Genomic DNA, 14,913 nt, shown 5'->3' on the forward strand with positions numbered 1-14,913 from the left:
CTGTCTCTCCTGTCTGCATTATCTTGCCGTGGCCAATGCGCTTTCGGCGGCGCCCGCCTATGCCCCGTGCGGGACCTGCTCCCCATCGCGCAAGCCAAGCCGCTGGTTCGCGGGCACGGCCACGTCGATCAGCTTGGGCTTCGGCAGGTTCAGCTGCGCCATCATCTCGATGAACTGGGTACGCGTGCGGCCGGCCACGCGGCTGTTGTGCGCGCGCTCCTGGCCGATGGTGGATTCGGTGCGGCCCTTGTAGTCGTGGGCGGGATAGACCACGGTGTCGTCGGGCAGCGCGAAGAGTTTCTGCGTGAGGCTGTCGTATAGCGTGCCGGCATCGCCGGACTGGAAATCGGTGCGGCCGCAGCCGTCGATCAGCAGCGCGTCGCCGGTGAAGATGCGGCGCACCACGCCGGCGGGGGTGGGCTCTTCCCACAGGTAACTCATGCTGCCGGCGGTGTGCCCGGGCGTGTGGATGGCGCGCAGCGTCTGCGTGCCGAACCGCAGCGTGTCGCCGTCGATCAGCTGCTTCTGCGCGGGCTGGATATCGCAGCCCGAGGGCGCGGCGGTGTGCGCGCCGGTTTGCAGCGCAACATGGCCCGCGGAGGTGATGTGGTCGGCGTGGGCATGGGTCTCGACCACCCACGCCAGCGTGGCGCCGCTGGCCTGCAGCAGCGCCAGGTCGCGGTCTAGCTGGTGATCCACCGGATCGATCAGTAGCGCCTCCCGTGTGGCGGCGTCGATCAGCAGGTAGGTGAAGGTGGAGGAGGTTTCGTCGAACAGCTGATGGAAGGTCTGCATGGCTGCACCGCCTGAGTGGGAACGGACATGATAGCGCTACCGCACGGATTCATGGCTATCCGCGCGTGGCTTCATGGCCTCACAGCAGCCGCTCCCACAGCACGCGGAAGGGCACCGCCGGCACCAGGAAGCAGAACGGCTGCGCGCACTCGCCGGGCGGCACGCCGAGCTCGCGCAGCATCGGCAGATCGCACTCGCCAATGACCGCTTCCAGCGGCTGCACGGCGGCGAGATCGATCGGCAGGTCGATACCGGCGTGGGCGATGCGGCCGGCATCCTCTACGTGCGAGATCGCACTGTCCTGCAGGCACAGGAAGGCGACCACGGATTCCCAGGAGTCGAAGCAGCCAGCGAAGCCGCCAGCAAGCGCGGCGAGGACACCAGCCGGGCCAGCCATCTGCCGGGCAGGCCGGGCCTGGGGTGGACGAAACGGTTGTGGATAAGTTGGGTGGGCTGCTGCGGCTGGGGCGGCAATCGCGTCAAGCGACGGACACCACTTCGCTGATCTGCACCACCGGCACCGCATCGGTGTAGTTGGGGATGTCGAGCTGCAGCTCGGTGCCGGCGGCCTTTGCGGCGGCAACGAAGTCCTGCACCGATTCGAACAGGAAATGGCACATCACCGTGTAGGCCGGATCCGAGCCCGGCGCACCGCCGCCCAGCCCGCGCTCCACCGCCACGCCCCGGTAGCCGGGTTGCGCGCTGAACAGTTCGATGGCGCGCGGCATGTGCCGCTGCAGGTAGTAGTCCATGTCGAACTTGCCGCCCTTGCTGTGCGGGTAGAGAAAACTGATTCTGACCATGCCGGACTCCAAGTGGGTGAAGTGGGTGGATGCCCGGCAAGCGTAGCAGAAAGCGTGGCAGTGGAAGAAGGAACGGGAAGCGGGCTCAGCACTCCACGATATTCACCGCCAGCCCGCCGCGCRCCGTTTCCTTGTACTTGGTCTTCATGTCGGCGCCGGTCTCGCGCATGGTCTTGATGACCGAATCCAGCGACACGTAATGCATGCCGTCGCCGCGCAACGCCATGCGCGCGGCGTTGACGGCTTTCACCGACGCCATGGCATTGCGTTCGATGCAGGGAATCTGCACCAGCCCGCCAACCGGGTCGCAGGTCAGGCCAAGGTTGTGTTCCATGCCGATCTCGGCTGCGTTCTCGACCTGCTCGGGCGTGCCACCCATCACCGCGGCGAGCGCGCCGGCGGCCATCGAGCAGGCCACGCCGACTTCGCCCTGGCAGCCCACCTCGGCACCCGAGATCGAGGCATTGAGCTTGTAGAGCATGCCGATGGCGCCGGCGGTAAGCAGGAAGTCGATCACGCCCTGCGGGTTGGCGCCAGGCACGAAGCGGTCATAGTAATGCAGCACGGCCGGGATGATGCCGGCCGCGCCGTTGGTTGGCGCGGTGACCACCCGGCCGCCGGCTGCATTTTCCTCATTGACGGCGATCGCGTACAGGTTGACCCAGTCCATGACCGAGAGCGGATCGGCCAGCGCGCGCTCGGCGTGCTCGGTGAGGTTGCGGAACAGTTCGGGGGCGCGGCGCTTGACCTTGAACGGTCCCGGCAGCTCGCCGTCGGTACGGCAGCCGCGTGCCACACAGGCCTGCATCACGGCCCAGATCTGCAGCAGGCCGGCGTTGACCTCGGCCTCGCTGCGCCACACGCACTCGTTCTCCATCATCATCCGCGCGATGCTCTTCTTGCTGGCGGCCGCCATTTCCAGCATGGCGCGCCCGCTGCGGAAGGGGTACGGCAGTTGCTGGTCAGCTTCCAGGATCTGCGTGTTGGCCGCGCCGGCGGTGATGACGAAGCCGCCGCCCACCGACAGGTAGCGCCCCTCGCGGATGGGCTCGCCGCCGGCATTGAAGGCATGGAATTTCATGCCGTTGGGATGCTCGGCCATGGCCTCGCGGCGGTAGAAGACGATGTGTTCCTTCTCGACAAAGGGCACGGGGTGCGTGCCCAGCAGCGATAGCGTGCGGCTGGCGCGCAGCGCGGCCAGGCGCAGCTCGATGGTGTCGGGATCGATGGTGTCCGGCGCCTCGCCCTGCAGGCCGAGGATCACACCCTTGTCGGTGCCGTGGCCGCGCCCGGTAGCGCCGAGCGAGCCGTACAGCTCGATGCGTACGCTGGCCACTTGCGGCAGCAGGCCGTCGCGCGCCAGGCCCTGGGCAAACATCAGGGCCGCGCGCATCGGGCCCACGGTGTGGGAACTGGAGGGGCCGATGCCCACCTTGAACAGGTCGAAAACGCTGACAGCCACGGCAAGGCTCCTGGTTGGCTACGCGCCGGTCTCAGACCGACGAGTTGCCGATGTCGTTATCGGGGGCGCGCCACAGCGAGGTGGCAGCGTCCTGGGGGGTGGGTGGGGCGTCTTTCTTCGCCATCACGCTGATGGTGCCGTCGTTTTCGAGGATGGCGAAATGCACATCGCTCACGCGCTCGCAGCCGGCATGGCGCAGCGCCTTGTGCAGGTCGTCTCGCGTAATGAAGGCGCGTTTCATCACGTCGGGAAACACCTTGCCTTCGTGGATCAGTATCTCGGGGCGCCCTTCGACCACATCCTCGAAGCGCCGGCTGCGCCAGCTTAGCCAGGCCAGCCCGAGATTGGCCGCGATCAGCGTCACGGCCAGGATCAGGCCGGCGGTGACCGAGTTGTCTCCCGCGTTCATGGCGTTCTGCACCGCGTTGGACAGGACCAGCAGCAGCACCAGGTCAAACGGCGTGAGCTGGCCGATCTGGCGCTTGCCGGAAAGCCGCAGCAACACCAGCAGGCTGCCGTAGACGATCAGTCCGCGCAGGACGAATTCCCACCATGGGGCGCTGAGATTCCACATGCGTGCTCCGTTTGCCGGGCACGGCCGGGTGGCCGCGCATCCACACCGAGCATAGCGCGCTGGCGAAGTGCCGGGGTTGCCGCGACGGCCGCAACCCCGGCATCCACCAGCTTACTCCTCAGCGTACTCGCTCATCGGCACACACGCGCAGAACAGGTTGCGGTCGCCGTACACGTTGTCGGCACGGCCGACCGGCGGCCAGTACTTCTGCGTGCGCAGCGCGGCCACCGGGTAGGCGGCTTCCTGGCGCGTGTACTTGTGCTCCCACGCATCGGCGGTGATCACGGCGGCGGTGTGCGGCGCGTTCTTCAGCGGGTTGTCCTCGCGGTCGAAGCTGCCGTCCTCCACACGGCCGATCTCGGCGCGGATGGCGATCATGGCGTCGATAAAGCGGTCCAGCTCGTGCAGGGCTTCGCTTTCGGTCGGCTCGATCATCAGCGTGCCCGGTACGGGGAAGCTCATGGTCGGGGCGTGGAACCCGTAGTCCATCAGGCGCTTGGCCACGTCCTCGTTGGAGATGCCGGTGCTCTTCTGCAGCGGGCGCAGATCCAGGATGCACTCGTGCGCCACCAGGCCGTGCTGGCCGGTATAGAGCACGGGGAAGTGCGGGGACAGGCGGCGGGCCACGTAGTTGGCGGCCAGGATGGCGTTCTCCGTGGCGGCGGTCAGGCCGGCCGAGCCCATCATGGCGATGTACATCCACGAGATTGGCAGGATGCTGGCCGAGCCGAACGGCGCGGCGGAAACACCGCCGATGCCCTGGTCGTCGCGGCGATAGCCCACGCTGTCCTGGTTGGGCAGGAAGTCCGCCAGGTGCGCGCCGACCGCCACCGGGCCAACGCCCGGGCCGCCGCCGCCGTGGGGGATGCAAAAGGTCTTGTGCAGGTTCAGGTGGGACACGTCGCCGCCGAACTGGCCCGGCGCGGCGGTGCCGACCATGGCGTTCATATTGGCGCCGTCCACGTAGACCTGGCCGCCGTGCTTGTGCACGATATCGCAGATCTGCTGCACGCCCTGCTCGAACACGCCATGCGTGGACGGGTAGGTGATCATGATGGCGGCGAGGTTCTTGCTGTGCTGTTCCGCCTTCTTCGCCAGGTCTTCCAGGTCGACGTTGCCGTTCTCGTCACAGGCCACCACCACCACCTTCATGCCGGCCATCTGCGCCGAGGCCGGGTTGGTGCCGTGGGCGGAGGAGGGGATCAGGCAGATGTCGCGATGGCTTTCGCCACGGCTGGCGTGATAGGCGTGAATGATCAGCAGGCCGGCGTATTCCCCTTGCGAGCCGGCGTTGGGCTGCAGGCTCACCGCGGCGTAGCCGGTCGCGGCGCACAGCATGGCTTCGAGCTGGTCGATCATCTCGCGGTAGCCGACCGTCTGGTCCAGCGGCGCGAACGGGTGCACCTTGCTGAACTCGGGCCACGTCACCGGGATCATCTCGCTGGTGGCGTTGAGCTTCATGGTGCACGAGCCCAGCGGGATCATGGTGCGGTCCAGCGCCAGGTCCTTGCCGGCCAGCATGCGCAGGTAGCGCAGCATCTCGTGCTCGGCGTGATGCGTGTTGAACACCGGATGGGTCAGGTAGGCGCTCTGGCGCGCCAGGCCGGCCGGGTAGGCGTCCTGCGCGGCGGCTTCCAGCGCGTCGAAATCGGGCACCGGCTTGCCGTGGGCGAAGATTTCCAGCAGGGTGACGACGTCTTCACGCGAGGTGGTTTCGTCCAGCGAGATACCGATGCGGGTGGCGCCGGCGTGGCGCAGGTTGATGCCGCGGGCGGTTGCCGATGCGTGCAGGGCTTCGGTGTTGAAACCGGTTTCCAGGGTCAGCGTGTCGAAATAGTCGGCGTTGGTGCGCGCATAGCCGAGCTGCTGCAGGCCGCCGGCCAGCGTGGCGGTCAGGCGGTGCACGCGCTGCGCGATGCGCTTGAGGCCTTGCGGGCCGTGGTACACGGCGTACATCGAGGCCATCACGGCCAGCAGGACCTGCGCCGTGCAGATGTTCGAGGTGGCCTTCTCGCGGCGGATATGCTGCTCGCGCGTCTGCAGGGCCAGGCGATAGGCCTTGTTGCCTTGCGCGTCGATGGTCACGCCCACCAGGCGGCCGGGCATGGAGCGCTTGAAGGCATCCTTGACCGCCATGTAGCCGGCGTGCGGGCCGCCGAAACCGAGCGGCACGCCAAAGCGCTGCGAGTTGCCCACCGCCACGTCGGCGCCCCATTCGCCGGGCGCGGCGATCAGGGTCAGCGCCAGCAGGTCGGCGGCAGCCACCACCAGGCCGCCGGCGGCGTGCACGGCATCGGCGATGGCGCGGTAGTCGGCGACATCGCCATTGACGCCGGGGTACTGCAGCAGTACCCCGAAGGCATGGGCGCCGGCGGCTTCCGAAGCGGGGCCGACCTTGACCTCGATGCCCAGCGGCAGGGCGCGGGTACGTACCACTTCCAGCGTTTGCGGCAGCACGTCGTCGGCCACGTAGAAGGTATTGGAAGCGTGCTTGTTGACGCGCTGCAGCAGGGTCATGGCCTCGGCGGCCGCGGTGCCTTCGTCCAGCATGGACGCGTTGGCGATGTCCAGCCCGGTCAGGTCGGTCACCATCTGCTGGAAGTTCAGCATGGCTTCCAGGCGGCCTTGCGAGATCTCGGGCTGGTAGGGCGTGTAGGCGGTGTACCAGGCCGGGTTCTCGAAGATATTGCGCAGGATCACGCCCGGCGTCAGGGTGTTGTAGTAACCCTGGCCGATAAAGCTCTTGAGTACTTTGTTCTTGTTCGCCAGCCCGCGCAGCCTGGCAAGCGCTGCTTCCTCGGTCAGCGGCTCGGTGAACTCGCCCAGCGGCATGCCGTCGCGGCGGCGGATGGCGGCGGGGATGACGGCGTCGATCAGCGCGGCGCGGTTGTCATAGCCGAGCACCTTGAGCATGTGCTGTTGCTCGGCGGCATCGGGGCCGATATGGCGGGAGGCGAAGGCGTCGCGCGCCTCCAGTTCGGCCAGCGTGGGCCGGGCAACTTGGGCGGCAGTCATGGGCAGGGGGGCGTTCATGGCAAGAATCTCGTGGGAGCGGTGCGGCGGGTGGTCGGCCCGGTCCGCGTCGCGGCAGTCTTTGTCCGTCATTCCCGTGGCGCGGGAATGACGATCTGGCATCAGGCGCCGACGTTGGCCTTGTAGGCGTCGGCCGACATCAGGCCGTTCACGTCGTCGCTGTTGGCCGGCTTGAGCTTGAACAGCCAGGCGTCGAAGGCGTCGGCATTGACGCTCTCGGGCGCGGCGGCGGCGGCATCGTTGACGGCGATCACTTCGCCGGCCACCGGGGCGTAGATGTCGGACGCGGCCTTGACCGATTCCACCACGGCCAGCGCGTCGCCGGCACCGACCGACTTGCCCACTTCCGGCAGTTCCAGGAAGACGATGTCGCCCAGCGCGTCCTGCGCGTGGTCGGTGATGCCGATGGTCAGCGTGCCGTCGGCTTCGACGCGCACCCATTCATGGGACTCGGTGTATTTCAGGTCGGCGGGGAAATTCATGGGATTGCTCCAGATTCAATTTGTTATTCAGCGCCAGCCGGGCGGAGGTTCCGATACACGATGATCGATGGGTACCCGCCGGCGGGCGCGCTGTGACCGGGTGCGAGCGTTCAGCTCACGAGTGCCTTGCCATTACGCACAAACGGCAGTTTAACCACAGTCGCGGCGAGTTTGCGGTCGCGGATCTCGACCTGCACCTCGGCGCCGATGGCAACGTCGCGAGGCAGGCGGGCAAAAGCGATGGATTGGGACAGCGAGGGGCTGAAGGTGCCGCTGGTGATCTCGCCGTCGCCGGCGGGGGTGATCACCTTCTGGTGGGCGCGCAGCACGCCGCCTTTTTCGCGCAGGATCAGCCCGACGAACTGCTGGGTCTGGCCACCGGCGACCAGTGCCGCCTTGCCGGTGAAGTCGCGTTCGCTTTGCAGGTCCACGGTCCAGGCCAGGCCCGCATTGAGCGGCGAGGTGTGGATATCCATGTCCTGGCCGTACAGGTTCATGCCGGCTTCCAGGCGCAGCGTGTCGCGCGCGCCCAGGCCGGCCGGGCGCACGCCGGCGGCGATCAGCTTTTCCCACAGGCCGGCCACGTTCTCGGCCGGTACCACCAGTTCGAAACCGTCTTCGCCGGTATAGCCGGTGCGCGCCACCATGACTTCGCCGAGCGCCGGATCCTGCACCACCACGGCGTTGAACGGCTTCAGGGATTCGCTGGGTTGCGTCGAGGGAAAGGCGCTCCACACCTTGGCGCGGGCGTTCGGGCCCTGCACCGCGACGATGGCCAGCGGGTCCACGCCGCCGGGCGCGTTGTCGTGGCGGCGCGGCGTGATGCTCACGCCGCTATTGGTGGCCGCGTTGCGTGCGGCGATCCATTTGATATCTGCGTTGGCGGTGCCGGCGTTCACCACCAGGCGGAAGTGATCCTCGGCGAAGTAGTAGACGATCAGGTCGTCGATGACGCCGCCCTTTTCGTCGAGCATGCAGGAGTACAGCGCCTTGCCCGGCGTTTGCAGCTTGTCCACATTGTTGGCCAGCAGGCCGCGCAGGAAGGCACGCACATGCTCGCCATTGAGATCGACCACGCACATGTGGGAGACGTCGAACATGCCGGCGTCCGTGCGCACGGCGTGGTGTTCCTCGATCTGGGAGCCGTAGTTGACCGGCATGTCCCAGCCGCCGAAGTCGACCATGCGGGCGCCGAGGGCGCGGTGGATAGCGTTGAGGGGCGTGGCCTGGAGCGTCATGGAATCCTCGGGGGAAGGCTAATCTCGGTTCGAAAACGAAAAAAGGGCCATCCGCCGCAGGATTCGGCGCGCAATAGCGCTGCCAAATCCGCTGCGGCGGATGACCCCTCTGTCCTCGATACCTGAGAGATTACAAGGCGGCCCCGGCTAAACCAGGACCCAGGCCTTGCGCGCCCCTTCGGTGGGCACGCTCACCATTGATTCAGCAATGGCGGGTGCCGCTCTCCAGAGTACGGCGTGCATCGTGTGCATGTTGCAAGCCGATCCGACCAGTCCATGGTGCCTGAGAGTTTTCGGGTGATACCCCTTCGGCGGCGCAAGATCTGCGCGCTCTCCCGGTCGGATGGCGCGACTCTACAGCCAGCCTCGGGGGCTTGTCAACGCGGGCGATTGCCGGGCTGGCCGGGAGGACGGGGCGGCCCGCGGGCATGTTAACATCTGCGGCTCCGATGGCTTTTCCTGTGCCGCAGGCTTCACCCGTGGCCGCGCATGTGCTGCCCATGTGCCGCGCGGAGCCTCGCGCCCGCCCTTGCCGGACATCCCGCCACCCAGCCTCACCACCAGCCCTCGCATGACCCACGGACTTAATCCTGCCCAATCCGAAGCCGTTCGCTACCTCGATGGCCCCTGCCTGGTCCTGGCCGGCGCCGGTTCGGGCAAGACCCGGGTGATCACGCAGAAGATCGCCCACCTGATCGAGGACAAGGGCTTCCAGCCCAAGCACATCGCCGCGGTGACCTTTACCAACAAGGCCGCCAAGGAGATGCAGGAGCGTATCGCCAAGCTGATGGAAGGCAAGACCACGCGCGAGGGCAAGCGGATTCCGATCAAGCAGATCACCGTCAGCACCTTCCACTCGCTGGGCGTGCAGATCCTGCGCGCCGAGGCGGAGCACGTAGGCCTGAAGCCGCGGTTCTCCATCATGGATTCGGACGATTGCTTCGGCAYGGTGCAGGAGCAGCTTGCCAGCACCGACAAGAAGCTGATCCGCAGCGTGCAGAGCACCATCTCGCTGTGGAAGAACGGCATGGTCGATCCCGAGACGGCCATCGCCCAGGCCGAAAACCCCGACGATCACCAGGCGGCGCTGATCTACCGCAACTATGTGGCCACGCTGCATGCCTACCAGGCAGTGGATTTCGACGACCTGATCCGCCTGCCGGCCGAGCTGTTCGCGCGCAACGAAGAGGTGCGCCTGCGCTGGCAGAACCGGCTGCGCTACTTCCTGGTGGACGAATACCAGGACACCAACGCCTGCCAGTACCAGTTGCTCAAGCAACTCGCCGGCGGCTCGCACCTGCGCGCCCCGGCCTTTACGGCGGTGGGCGACGACGACCAGGCCATCTATGGCTGGCGCGGCGCCACGCTGGACAACCTGAAGTTGCTGCAGACCGATTTTCCCGACCTCAAGGTGGTCAAGCTGGAGCAGAACTACCGCTCCACCGTGCGCATCCTGGAAGCGGCCAACGCGGTCATCTCCAACAATCCCAAGCTGTTCGACAAGAAGTTGTGGAGCGAGCACGGCATGGGCGACCCCATCGCCATCAACCCGATGAACGATGAGGAGCACGAGGCGGAATCCGTGGTGTTCCGCCTGTCGGCGCACAAGTTCGAGCGGCGCGCGCAGTTCCGCGACTACGCCATCCTGTACCGCGGCAACCACCAGGCACGCCTGTTCGAGCAGATCTTGCGCCGCGAGCGCATTCCCTATGTGCTGTCGGGCGGGCAGAGCTTCTTCGACAAGGCCGAGATCAAGGACATTTGCGCCTACCTGCGCCTGATCGCCAACCCGGACGACGATCCCGCCTTCATCCGCGCCATCACCACGCCCAAACGTGGCGTGGGCAACACCACGCTGGAAGTGCTGGGCACCTTCGCCGGGCAGGCCAAGGTCTCGCTGTTCGAGGCGGCCATGATGGGCGGCATCGAGGGCAAGCTGCAGCCGCGCCAGATGGAGCCGCTGCGCGTGTTCTGCGAGGCGATGGTGCGGCTGGCCGGGCGCGCGGCCAGCGACCCCGCCACCGAAGTGCTGGACGACCTGATGGAAGGCATCCACTACGAAGCCTACCTCTACGACATGTTCGACGAACGCCAGGCGCAGTCGCGCTGGACCAACACGCTGGAATTCCTCGACTGGCTCAAGCGCAAGGGCACCAAGCCCGAGGCCACGGGTGAAGGCGAAGCCACTGGCTTCGACACCGCCGACGGCTTTGGCGACGAAGGCAAGAACTTGCTGGAGCTGACGCAGACGGTGGCGCTGATGAGCATGCTTGAAGGCCGCGAGGAAGATCCCGACGCCGTGCGCCTGTCCACGCTGCACGCCTCCAAGGGACTGGAGTATCCGCACGTGTTCCTGGTCGGCGTGGAAGAGGGCATCCTGCCGCACTGCCGCGAAGACGAGGACATGACCGACGAGAAAATCGAGGAAGAGCGCCGCCTGATGTATGTGGGCATCACCCGCGCCCAGCGCAGCCTGCATATCAGCTGGTGCAAGAAGCGCAAGCGCGCGCGCGACACCTACTCATGCCAGCCCTCGCGGTTTATCGGCGAGATGAAGCTAGAGGAAGCGCCGGAGATCAAGGACGAGACCCCGGCCATGAGTCCGAAAGACCGCCTGGCCGGACTCAAGGCCTTGCTGGGCACGCCCGGCAAGACCGCGGCGTAGCCGACGCCGGACGTACAAAGCCCGAACCTACACTGCCGATACATTGCCCTACAAGCGGGACAAGACCCCGGCCTGATGCCTCATTACCATGGATCGTGCCTGGGCTGTCGTTCTGGTCCGGGCGCCGCACTGCTTCGTCCCTTCGGAGCGGGGTGGCCGGGCCGTGATGCCCGACTTCTTCCCTGTTACGCGCCTCCGTACTCTAGTGTCCGGGGGCGTTTTTTTGATGGGCAGGAGCGGGGGCTGCCTCAGGTTCGCGCGATACCGATCGTGAACTCGCCCTCCAGCGTGCCGGCCGCATCCTGCAAGCGGCGCACCCGCACCAGGCCGGGATGCGCGCCGGCAATCGGGTCCTGGCTGTTCCGGTACGGCGAGGCGCCGCGAGCGCGATAAGCGGGGTGGCCGAGAAGCACTTCGCGGTTCAGCGCCTCGTCAAAGAACATCTGGGAGGTCAGCACTTCCTCCTTGCCGACATGAATCTTCAGATGGATATGCACCGCGCGCGACGCGTACCAGCCGGGGTAGATCGTCAGGAACTGCGCGCTGCCATCGGCTCCGGTGGGTTGCACGCCCCGCAGGAAGCGAGCGGCACTGGTGGGCGCGGCGTGCATGCCGGCCTGGTCATAGCCGCTATAGCTGCCGCCGGCATCGCAGTGCCAGATGCTGGCCAGCGCGCCGGCCACCGGCGCGCAGCCGCGGTCGGTATCCACCACGACCAGCCGCAGTCGAAGCAACTGGCCGGGCCGGCCATCGCGGATATCGCTGCGCATCAGCGCCTGGTCAATATAGAAAGGGCCCTCGGTCAGTGTCGGCGTAAGCAGGCAGGCGGCCGGCGCGGACTGCGCGGCGGTATCGCCCGCCAGCCCGATCAGGCCCGCGCCGAGCGAGCCGCCCAGCACACCGCCGAGAAAGCGGCGGCGGCTGCCGGGGGAGTCAAGCTTACTGCGCATCGTGTGCTCCTTGTCGGTGAGGTCCCGCAGCACCGGGTACGTTGCCCGGGCCGTCCGCGCCGAAGGCGCAGGGCATGGGCGCGGGCCCATGCGGGGGCATCGCGCCGCCGGCGAAGAGGCCAGGCATCCCGCCCGGCCCCGGCCAGCGGCCCGCTTCCGGCATGGCGCGCAGGCGTTTGCGCTGGCCGGCATCCAGGCTTTCGTCAAAGGCGATCCAGCGGTCGCGCACGGCGCGGCGGTCCTTGTCGAGCGCGTCGTGCAGGTGGTCTTCGCGCGCCGCCCGGGCGCGCAGCGACGGCTCCGGCGCATTGGCCGTGCCGGTGGCATCGGACTGTCCCTCCTCGCGGATAAAGCGCGCCCGCAGTTCCAGTGCATGCGCATGCGCCTCGCGCGCGGCGGCGCGGGCGGCTTGCCAGAGGGCTGTCTGCGCCGGCGTGAGTGCCAGCGCGTCACGCAGCGAGTCGGCCGGGCCTGGCCGGCCAGGCCCGGCCGTGGCCGGCGCGCCGGTCTGCAGCGCATGGGCAGGCAAGGCCAGCGCGCACGCCGCGCACAGCGCGGCAAGCGATAGCAGGGCACGGATCGAGGGTAACAAGCGGGGTAACGAGGCTTGTGGCTGGGTCATGGGAATCTCCGTGGAAGTCTTGCGGGGAGAGGTCCGGGCTGCCGATACCATGCGGATGGCTCAAGCATAGCGGGGCGCCGGGCCGCCGGTGCGGGTCTGCCGGGTGCAAAGCGGCGGGTTGGCGACATGCCATCTTAAAAAGCCAGGCCCCCGTTTGCTTGAGCGCTTGGTCAGCGCGCCGAAGCAATGCCGTACAAAGCGGGCCGCCGGGCGGCGGGCTTTGTATCGTGCCTGATACAAAGCGGCCACAACGCGCCTATCAGGGCGCAACGCCGGGCTGGTAGAGTGAATCCCTGGCGGCGGCCGCTGCCCGGCCGAGCCCGGTTCCCCCCCGATTCGACGCAAACCTGCCGCGAACTCCGCTGCAAACCGCCGCAATAGCCTCCTGCGAAACCCGATGGATCTTTCCCCCGCTACGCCCTTGCACTTGCTGATCGTCGACGACGATCCGCAGATCCGCTCCATGCTGGCCGAGTACCTGGCCACCTTCGGCATCGAAGCCGATGGCGCGGAGGGTGGTGCCGCCATGCGCGCCGCGCTGGCCGTGCGCGACTACGACCTGGTGGTGCTCGACCTCTCCCTGCCCGGCGAAAACGGCCTGGCGCTTTGCCGCGAAATCCGCGAGCGCGGCGACTTGCCGGTAATCATGCTCACCGCGCGCACCGAACTGGCCGACCGCGTGGTCGGGCTGGAAGTGGGCGCCGACGACTACGTCACCAAGCCCTTCGAGATGCGCGAACTGGTGGCGCGCATCCACACCGTACTGCGCCGCAGCCGTGGCGGCGGCGTGAAACGCCCCCCGGCGGTGGGCGGCCATGAGCTGCGTTTCGGCCACTGGCGCCTCAATACCACGCTGCGGCAACTGGTGGACGGCGAGGACACCGTGGTGCCCTTGTCCAATGCCGAGTTCCGCCTGCTGCTGGCCTTTATCGAACACCCGAACCGCGTGCTCGACCGCGAACTGCTGATCAACCAGGCGCGTGGCCGCGATCTTGATGTCTTCGACCGCAGCATCGACCTGCTGGTCTCGCGCCTGCGCCAGAAGCTGCGCGACGACCCGCGCGACCCGGCGCTGATCCGTACCGTCCGAGGCGAAGGCTATGTCTTTACCGGCACCGCCGAAGGCTGAGCGCCCGGCCTGGGTGGCCCGCCATGACTCCATGTTCATCCGCCTGTTCCTGGTGATGGCGGCGATCATGCTGGCCGTGCACCTGCTCGGCGTCACGGTCATCGAGAGCATCTTTCCTCACCCCGGGCACAGCGGATTCACTTTCGTCCCCGGCGACGAGCCTCCGCCCCCACCGCCGGGCGAACCGGGCCGCGGGGGAGTCCCCCCGTCCGGCGCCGAAGCGGGCACGGGCAGCAGCGAAGGCGGTCCGCCGCCGCCACGCCGGCCGCGCGGCAGCCGTGGCTTTGGCCCGCCCCGGCTGGGGCTGCTGTTCCAGCTTGCGGCCATCGTGGCTGCGTCGTGGGTGGGAGCGCGCCTGCTGGCCAGGCCCGTCCAGCGCCTTGCCAGCAGCGCCGGCCGGCTGGCCCAGGACGTGCACGCGCCGCCGCTGGATGAGGACAGCGGCCCGGCCGAGGCCCGCGACGCCGCCAAGGCCTTCAACCATATGCAGCAGCGCATCCGCACCCAGCTGGCGCAGCAATCGCGTTTCCTGGCCGCGGTGTCCCACGACCTGCGCACGCCGCTGACACGCATGAGCCTGCGTATCGAAGGGGTCGACGACAATCAGGTGCGCTATCGCCTGCGCCAGGACCTCGCCGAGATGAACGGGCTGATCGATGCCACGCTGTATTACCTGCGCGAGCGCGACGGCGCCGCCGCGCCGCGCCAGCGGGTGGATGTGCATGCCCTGTTGCAGGCGGTGGTGGACGACGCCACGGAGATTGGACAGGACGTCAGCCTGTCCGGCGGCGCCGAGCCTTTGCTGGCCTATCCCGCCGAATTGCGCCGGGCCGTGGTCAACCTGGTGGAAAACGCGCACCGCTACGGCGGCAGCGCGCGCATCGCGCTGGCCGACAGCGCCGAGCGCGTGGTCATCGACGTCTGCGACGACGGCCCCGGCATTCCGCCGGAAGAAATGGCGCGCGTGCTGGAGCCGTTCTACCGGCTCGAATCCTCGCGCAACCGCGCCACCGGCGGGGTCGGCATGGGCCTGTCGATCGCCGCGGATATCGTCTCGCGCCACGGTGGCGAACTGAGCCTGGCCAACCGGCCGGAGGGCGGGCTGCGCGTGCGGATCGTGCTGCCGCGAGCCTGAGCGGCAGCTAGTGCGCGGCCGCTAC

Annotated in this window: 13 protein-coding genes and 2 riboswitches; of the genes, 3 read left to right on the top strand and 10 right to left on the bottom strand. The window is 67.7% G+C overall.

Going from position 1 to position 14,913, the window contains the following annotated elements:
- Positions 1-57: 57 nt before the first annotated feature.
- The 8 genes from AC1DN0_RS01105 to gcvT form a co-directional block, all read right to left on the bottom strand.
- Complete coding sequence (locus AC1DN0_RS01105) at positions 58-795, bottom strand: MBL fold metallo-hydrolase (protein ID WP_441632256.1); 738 nt, start codon at positions 793-795, stop codon at positions 58-60.
- 79 nt (positions 796-874) lie between these two features.
- The gene (locus tag AC1DN0_RS01110; protein WP_441632258.1) at positions 875-1,192 is read right to left on the bottom strand and encodes a hypothetical protein; all 318 of its coding nucleotides are present in this window, start codon (positions 1,190-1,192) and stop codon (positions 875-877) included.
- Positions 1,193-1,274: 82 nt separating this feature from the next.
- Positions 1,275-1,598, bottom strand: coding sequence for an EthD family reductase (locus AC1DN0_RS01115; protein WP_441632260.1), 324 nt, complete (start codon positions 1,596-1,598; stop codon positions 1,275-1,277).
- 85 nt (positions 1,599-1,683) lie between these two features.
- Positions 1,684-3,060, bottom strand: a complete 1,377-nt coding sequence (locus tag AC1DN0_RS01120; RefSeq protein ID WP_477145480.1) for an L-serine ammonia-lyase — start codon at positions 3,058-3,060, stop codon at positions 1,684-1,686.
- A 31-nt stretch (positions 3,061-3,091) separates the two neighbouring features.
- Entirely contained in the window at positions 3,092-3,634 is a 543-nt protein-coding gene (locus AC1DN0_RS01125) for a DUF421 domain-containing protein (protein ID WP_441632263.1), read from the bottom strand.
- A gap of 111 nt (positions 3,635-3,745) precedes the next feature.
- Positions 3,746-6,667 (bottom strand): aminomethyl-transferring glycine dehydrogenase, encoded by a 2,922-nt coding sequence (gene gcvP / locus AC1DN0_RS01130; RefSeq protein WP_477145481.1) that lies wholly within the window; start codon positions 6,665-6,667, stop codon positions 3,746-3,748.
- A 101-nt stretch (positions 6,668-6,768) separates the two neighbouring features.
- Positions 6,769-7,149: a glycine cleavage system protein GcvH gene (gene gcvH, locus AC1DN0_RS01135; RefSeq protein WP_035873078.1), complete on the bottom strand. Its 381-nt coding sequence runs from the start codon at positions 7,147-7,149 to the stop codon at positions 6,769-6,771.
- 110 nt (positions 7,150-7,259) lie between these two features.
- Positions 7,260-8,387 carry a glycine cleavage system aminomethyltransferase GcvT gene (gcvT, locus tag AC1DN0_RS01140; RefSeq protein ID WP_441632267.1) on the bottom strand — a complete coding sequence of 376 codons (1,128 nt, stop codon included), beginning with the start codon at positions 8,385-8,387 and terminating at the stop codon, positions 7,260-7,262.
- Positions 8,388-8,486: 99 nt separating this feature from the next.
- Positions 8,487-8,626, bottom strand: a riboswitch (glycine riboswitch).
- 21 nt (positions 8,627-8,647) lie between these two features.
- A riboswitch (glycine riboswitch) is annotated at positions 8,648-8,735 on the bottom strand.
- A 223-nt stretch (positions 8,736-8,958) separates the two neighbouring features.
- On the opposite strand from gcvT, the gene AC1DN0_RS01145 reads away from it, so the two are divergent.
- Positions 8,959-11,052 carry a UvrD-helicase domain-containing protein gene (locus tag AC1DN0_RS01145; protein ID WP_477145482.1) on the top strand — a complete coding sequence of 698 codons (2,094 nt, stop codon included), beginning with the start codon at positions 8,959-8,961 and terminating at the stop codon, positions 11,050-11,052.
- Between the two features lie 248 nt (positions 11,053-11,300).
- On the opposite strand, the gene AC1DN0_RS01150 is transcribed toward AC1DN0_RS01145, so the two are convergent.
- The gene (locus AC1DN0_RS01150) at positions 11,301-12,002 is read right to left on the bottom strand and encodes an intradiol ring-cleavage dioxygenase (RefSeq protein ID WP_441632271.1); all 702 of its coding nucleotides are present in this window, start codon (positions 12,000-12,002) and stop codon (positions 11,301-11,303) included.
- Entirely contained in the window at positions 11,992-12,624 is a 633-nt protein-coding gene (locus tag AC1DN0_RS01155; protein ID WP_477102463.1) for a hypothetical protein, read from the bottom strand. The genes AC1DN0_RS01150 and AC1DN0_RS01155 overlap by 11 nt, the downstream gene beginning before the upstream one ends.
- Before the next feature lie 397 nt (positions 12,625-13,021).
- Here AC1DN0_RS01155 and AC1DN0_RS01160 point away from each other — a divergent pair, with 397 nt between their 5' ends.
- Both AC1DN0_RS01160 and AC1DN0_RS01165 read left to right on the top strand, forming a co-directional pair.
- Positions 13,022-13,753 (top strand): response regulator, encoded by a 732-nt coding sequence (locus tag AC1DN0_RS01160; protein WP_441634524.1) that lies wholly within the window; start codon positions 13,022-13,024, stop codon positions 13,751-13,753.
- Positions 13,725-14,888 (top strand): ATP-binding protein, encoded by a 1,164-nt coding sequence (locus AC1DN0_RS01165; RefSeq protein WP_477102464.1) that lies wholly within the window; start codon positions 13,725-13,727, stop codon positions 14,886-14,888. Before AC1DN0_RS01160 ends, AC1DN0_RS01165 begins: the two co-directional genes overlap by 29 nt.
- The last annotated feature ends 25 nt before the right edge of the window (positions 14,889-14,913 follow it).

The sequence above is a fragment of the Cupriavidus sp. 05N39 genome, from assembly GCF_056397325.1.

Coding starts and splice junctions, on each gene's coding strand:
- AC1DN0_RS01105 (WP_441632256.1), bottom strand. CDS start 795: ATGCAGACCTTCCATCAGCTGTTCGACGAAACCTCCTCCACCTTCACC.
- AC1DN0_RS01110 (WP_441632258.1), bottom strand. CDS start 1,192: ATGGCTGGCCCGGCTGGTGTCCTCGCCGCGCTTGCTGGCGGCTTCGCT.
- AC1DN0_RS01115 (WP_441632260.1), bottom strand. CDS start 1,598: ATGGTCAGAATCAGTTTTCTCTACCCGCACAGCAAGGGCGGCAAGTTC.
- AC1DN0_RS01125 (WP_441632263.1), bottom strand. CDS start 3,634: ATGTGGAATCTCAGCGCCCCATGGTGGGAATTCGTCCTGCGCGGACTG.
- gcvP (WP_477145481.1), bottom strand. CDS start 6,667: ATGAACGCCCCCCTGCCCATGACTGCCGCCCAAGTTGCCCGGCCCACG.
- gcvH (WP_035873078.1), bottom strand. CDS start 7,149: ATGAATTTCCCCGCCGACCTGAAATACACCGAGTCCCATGAATGGGTG.
- gcvT (WP_441632267.1), bottom strand. CDS start 8,387: ATGACGCTCCAGGCCACGCCCCTCAACGCTATCCACCGCGCCCTCGGC.
- AC1DN0_RS01150 (WP_441632271.1), bottom strand. CDS start 12,002: ATGCGCAGTAAGCTTGACTCCCCCGGCAGCCGCCGCCGCTTTCTCGGC.
- AC1DN0_RS01155 (WP_477102463.1), bottom strand. CDS start 12,624: ATGACCCAGCCACAAGCCTCGTTACCCCGCTTGTTACCCTCGATCCGT.
- AC1DN0_RS01160 (WP_441634524.1), top strand. CDS start 13,022: ATGGATCTTTCCCCCGCTACGCCCTTGCACTTGCTGATCGTCGACGAC.
- AC1DN0_RS01165 (WP_477102464.1), top strand. CDS start 13,725: ATGTCTTTACCGGCACCGCCGAAGGCTGAGCGCCCGGCCTGGGTGGCC.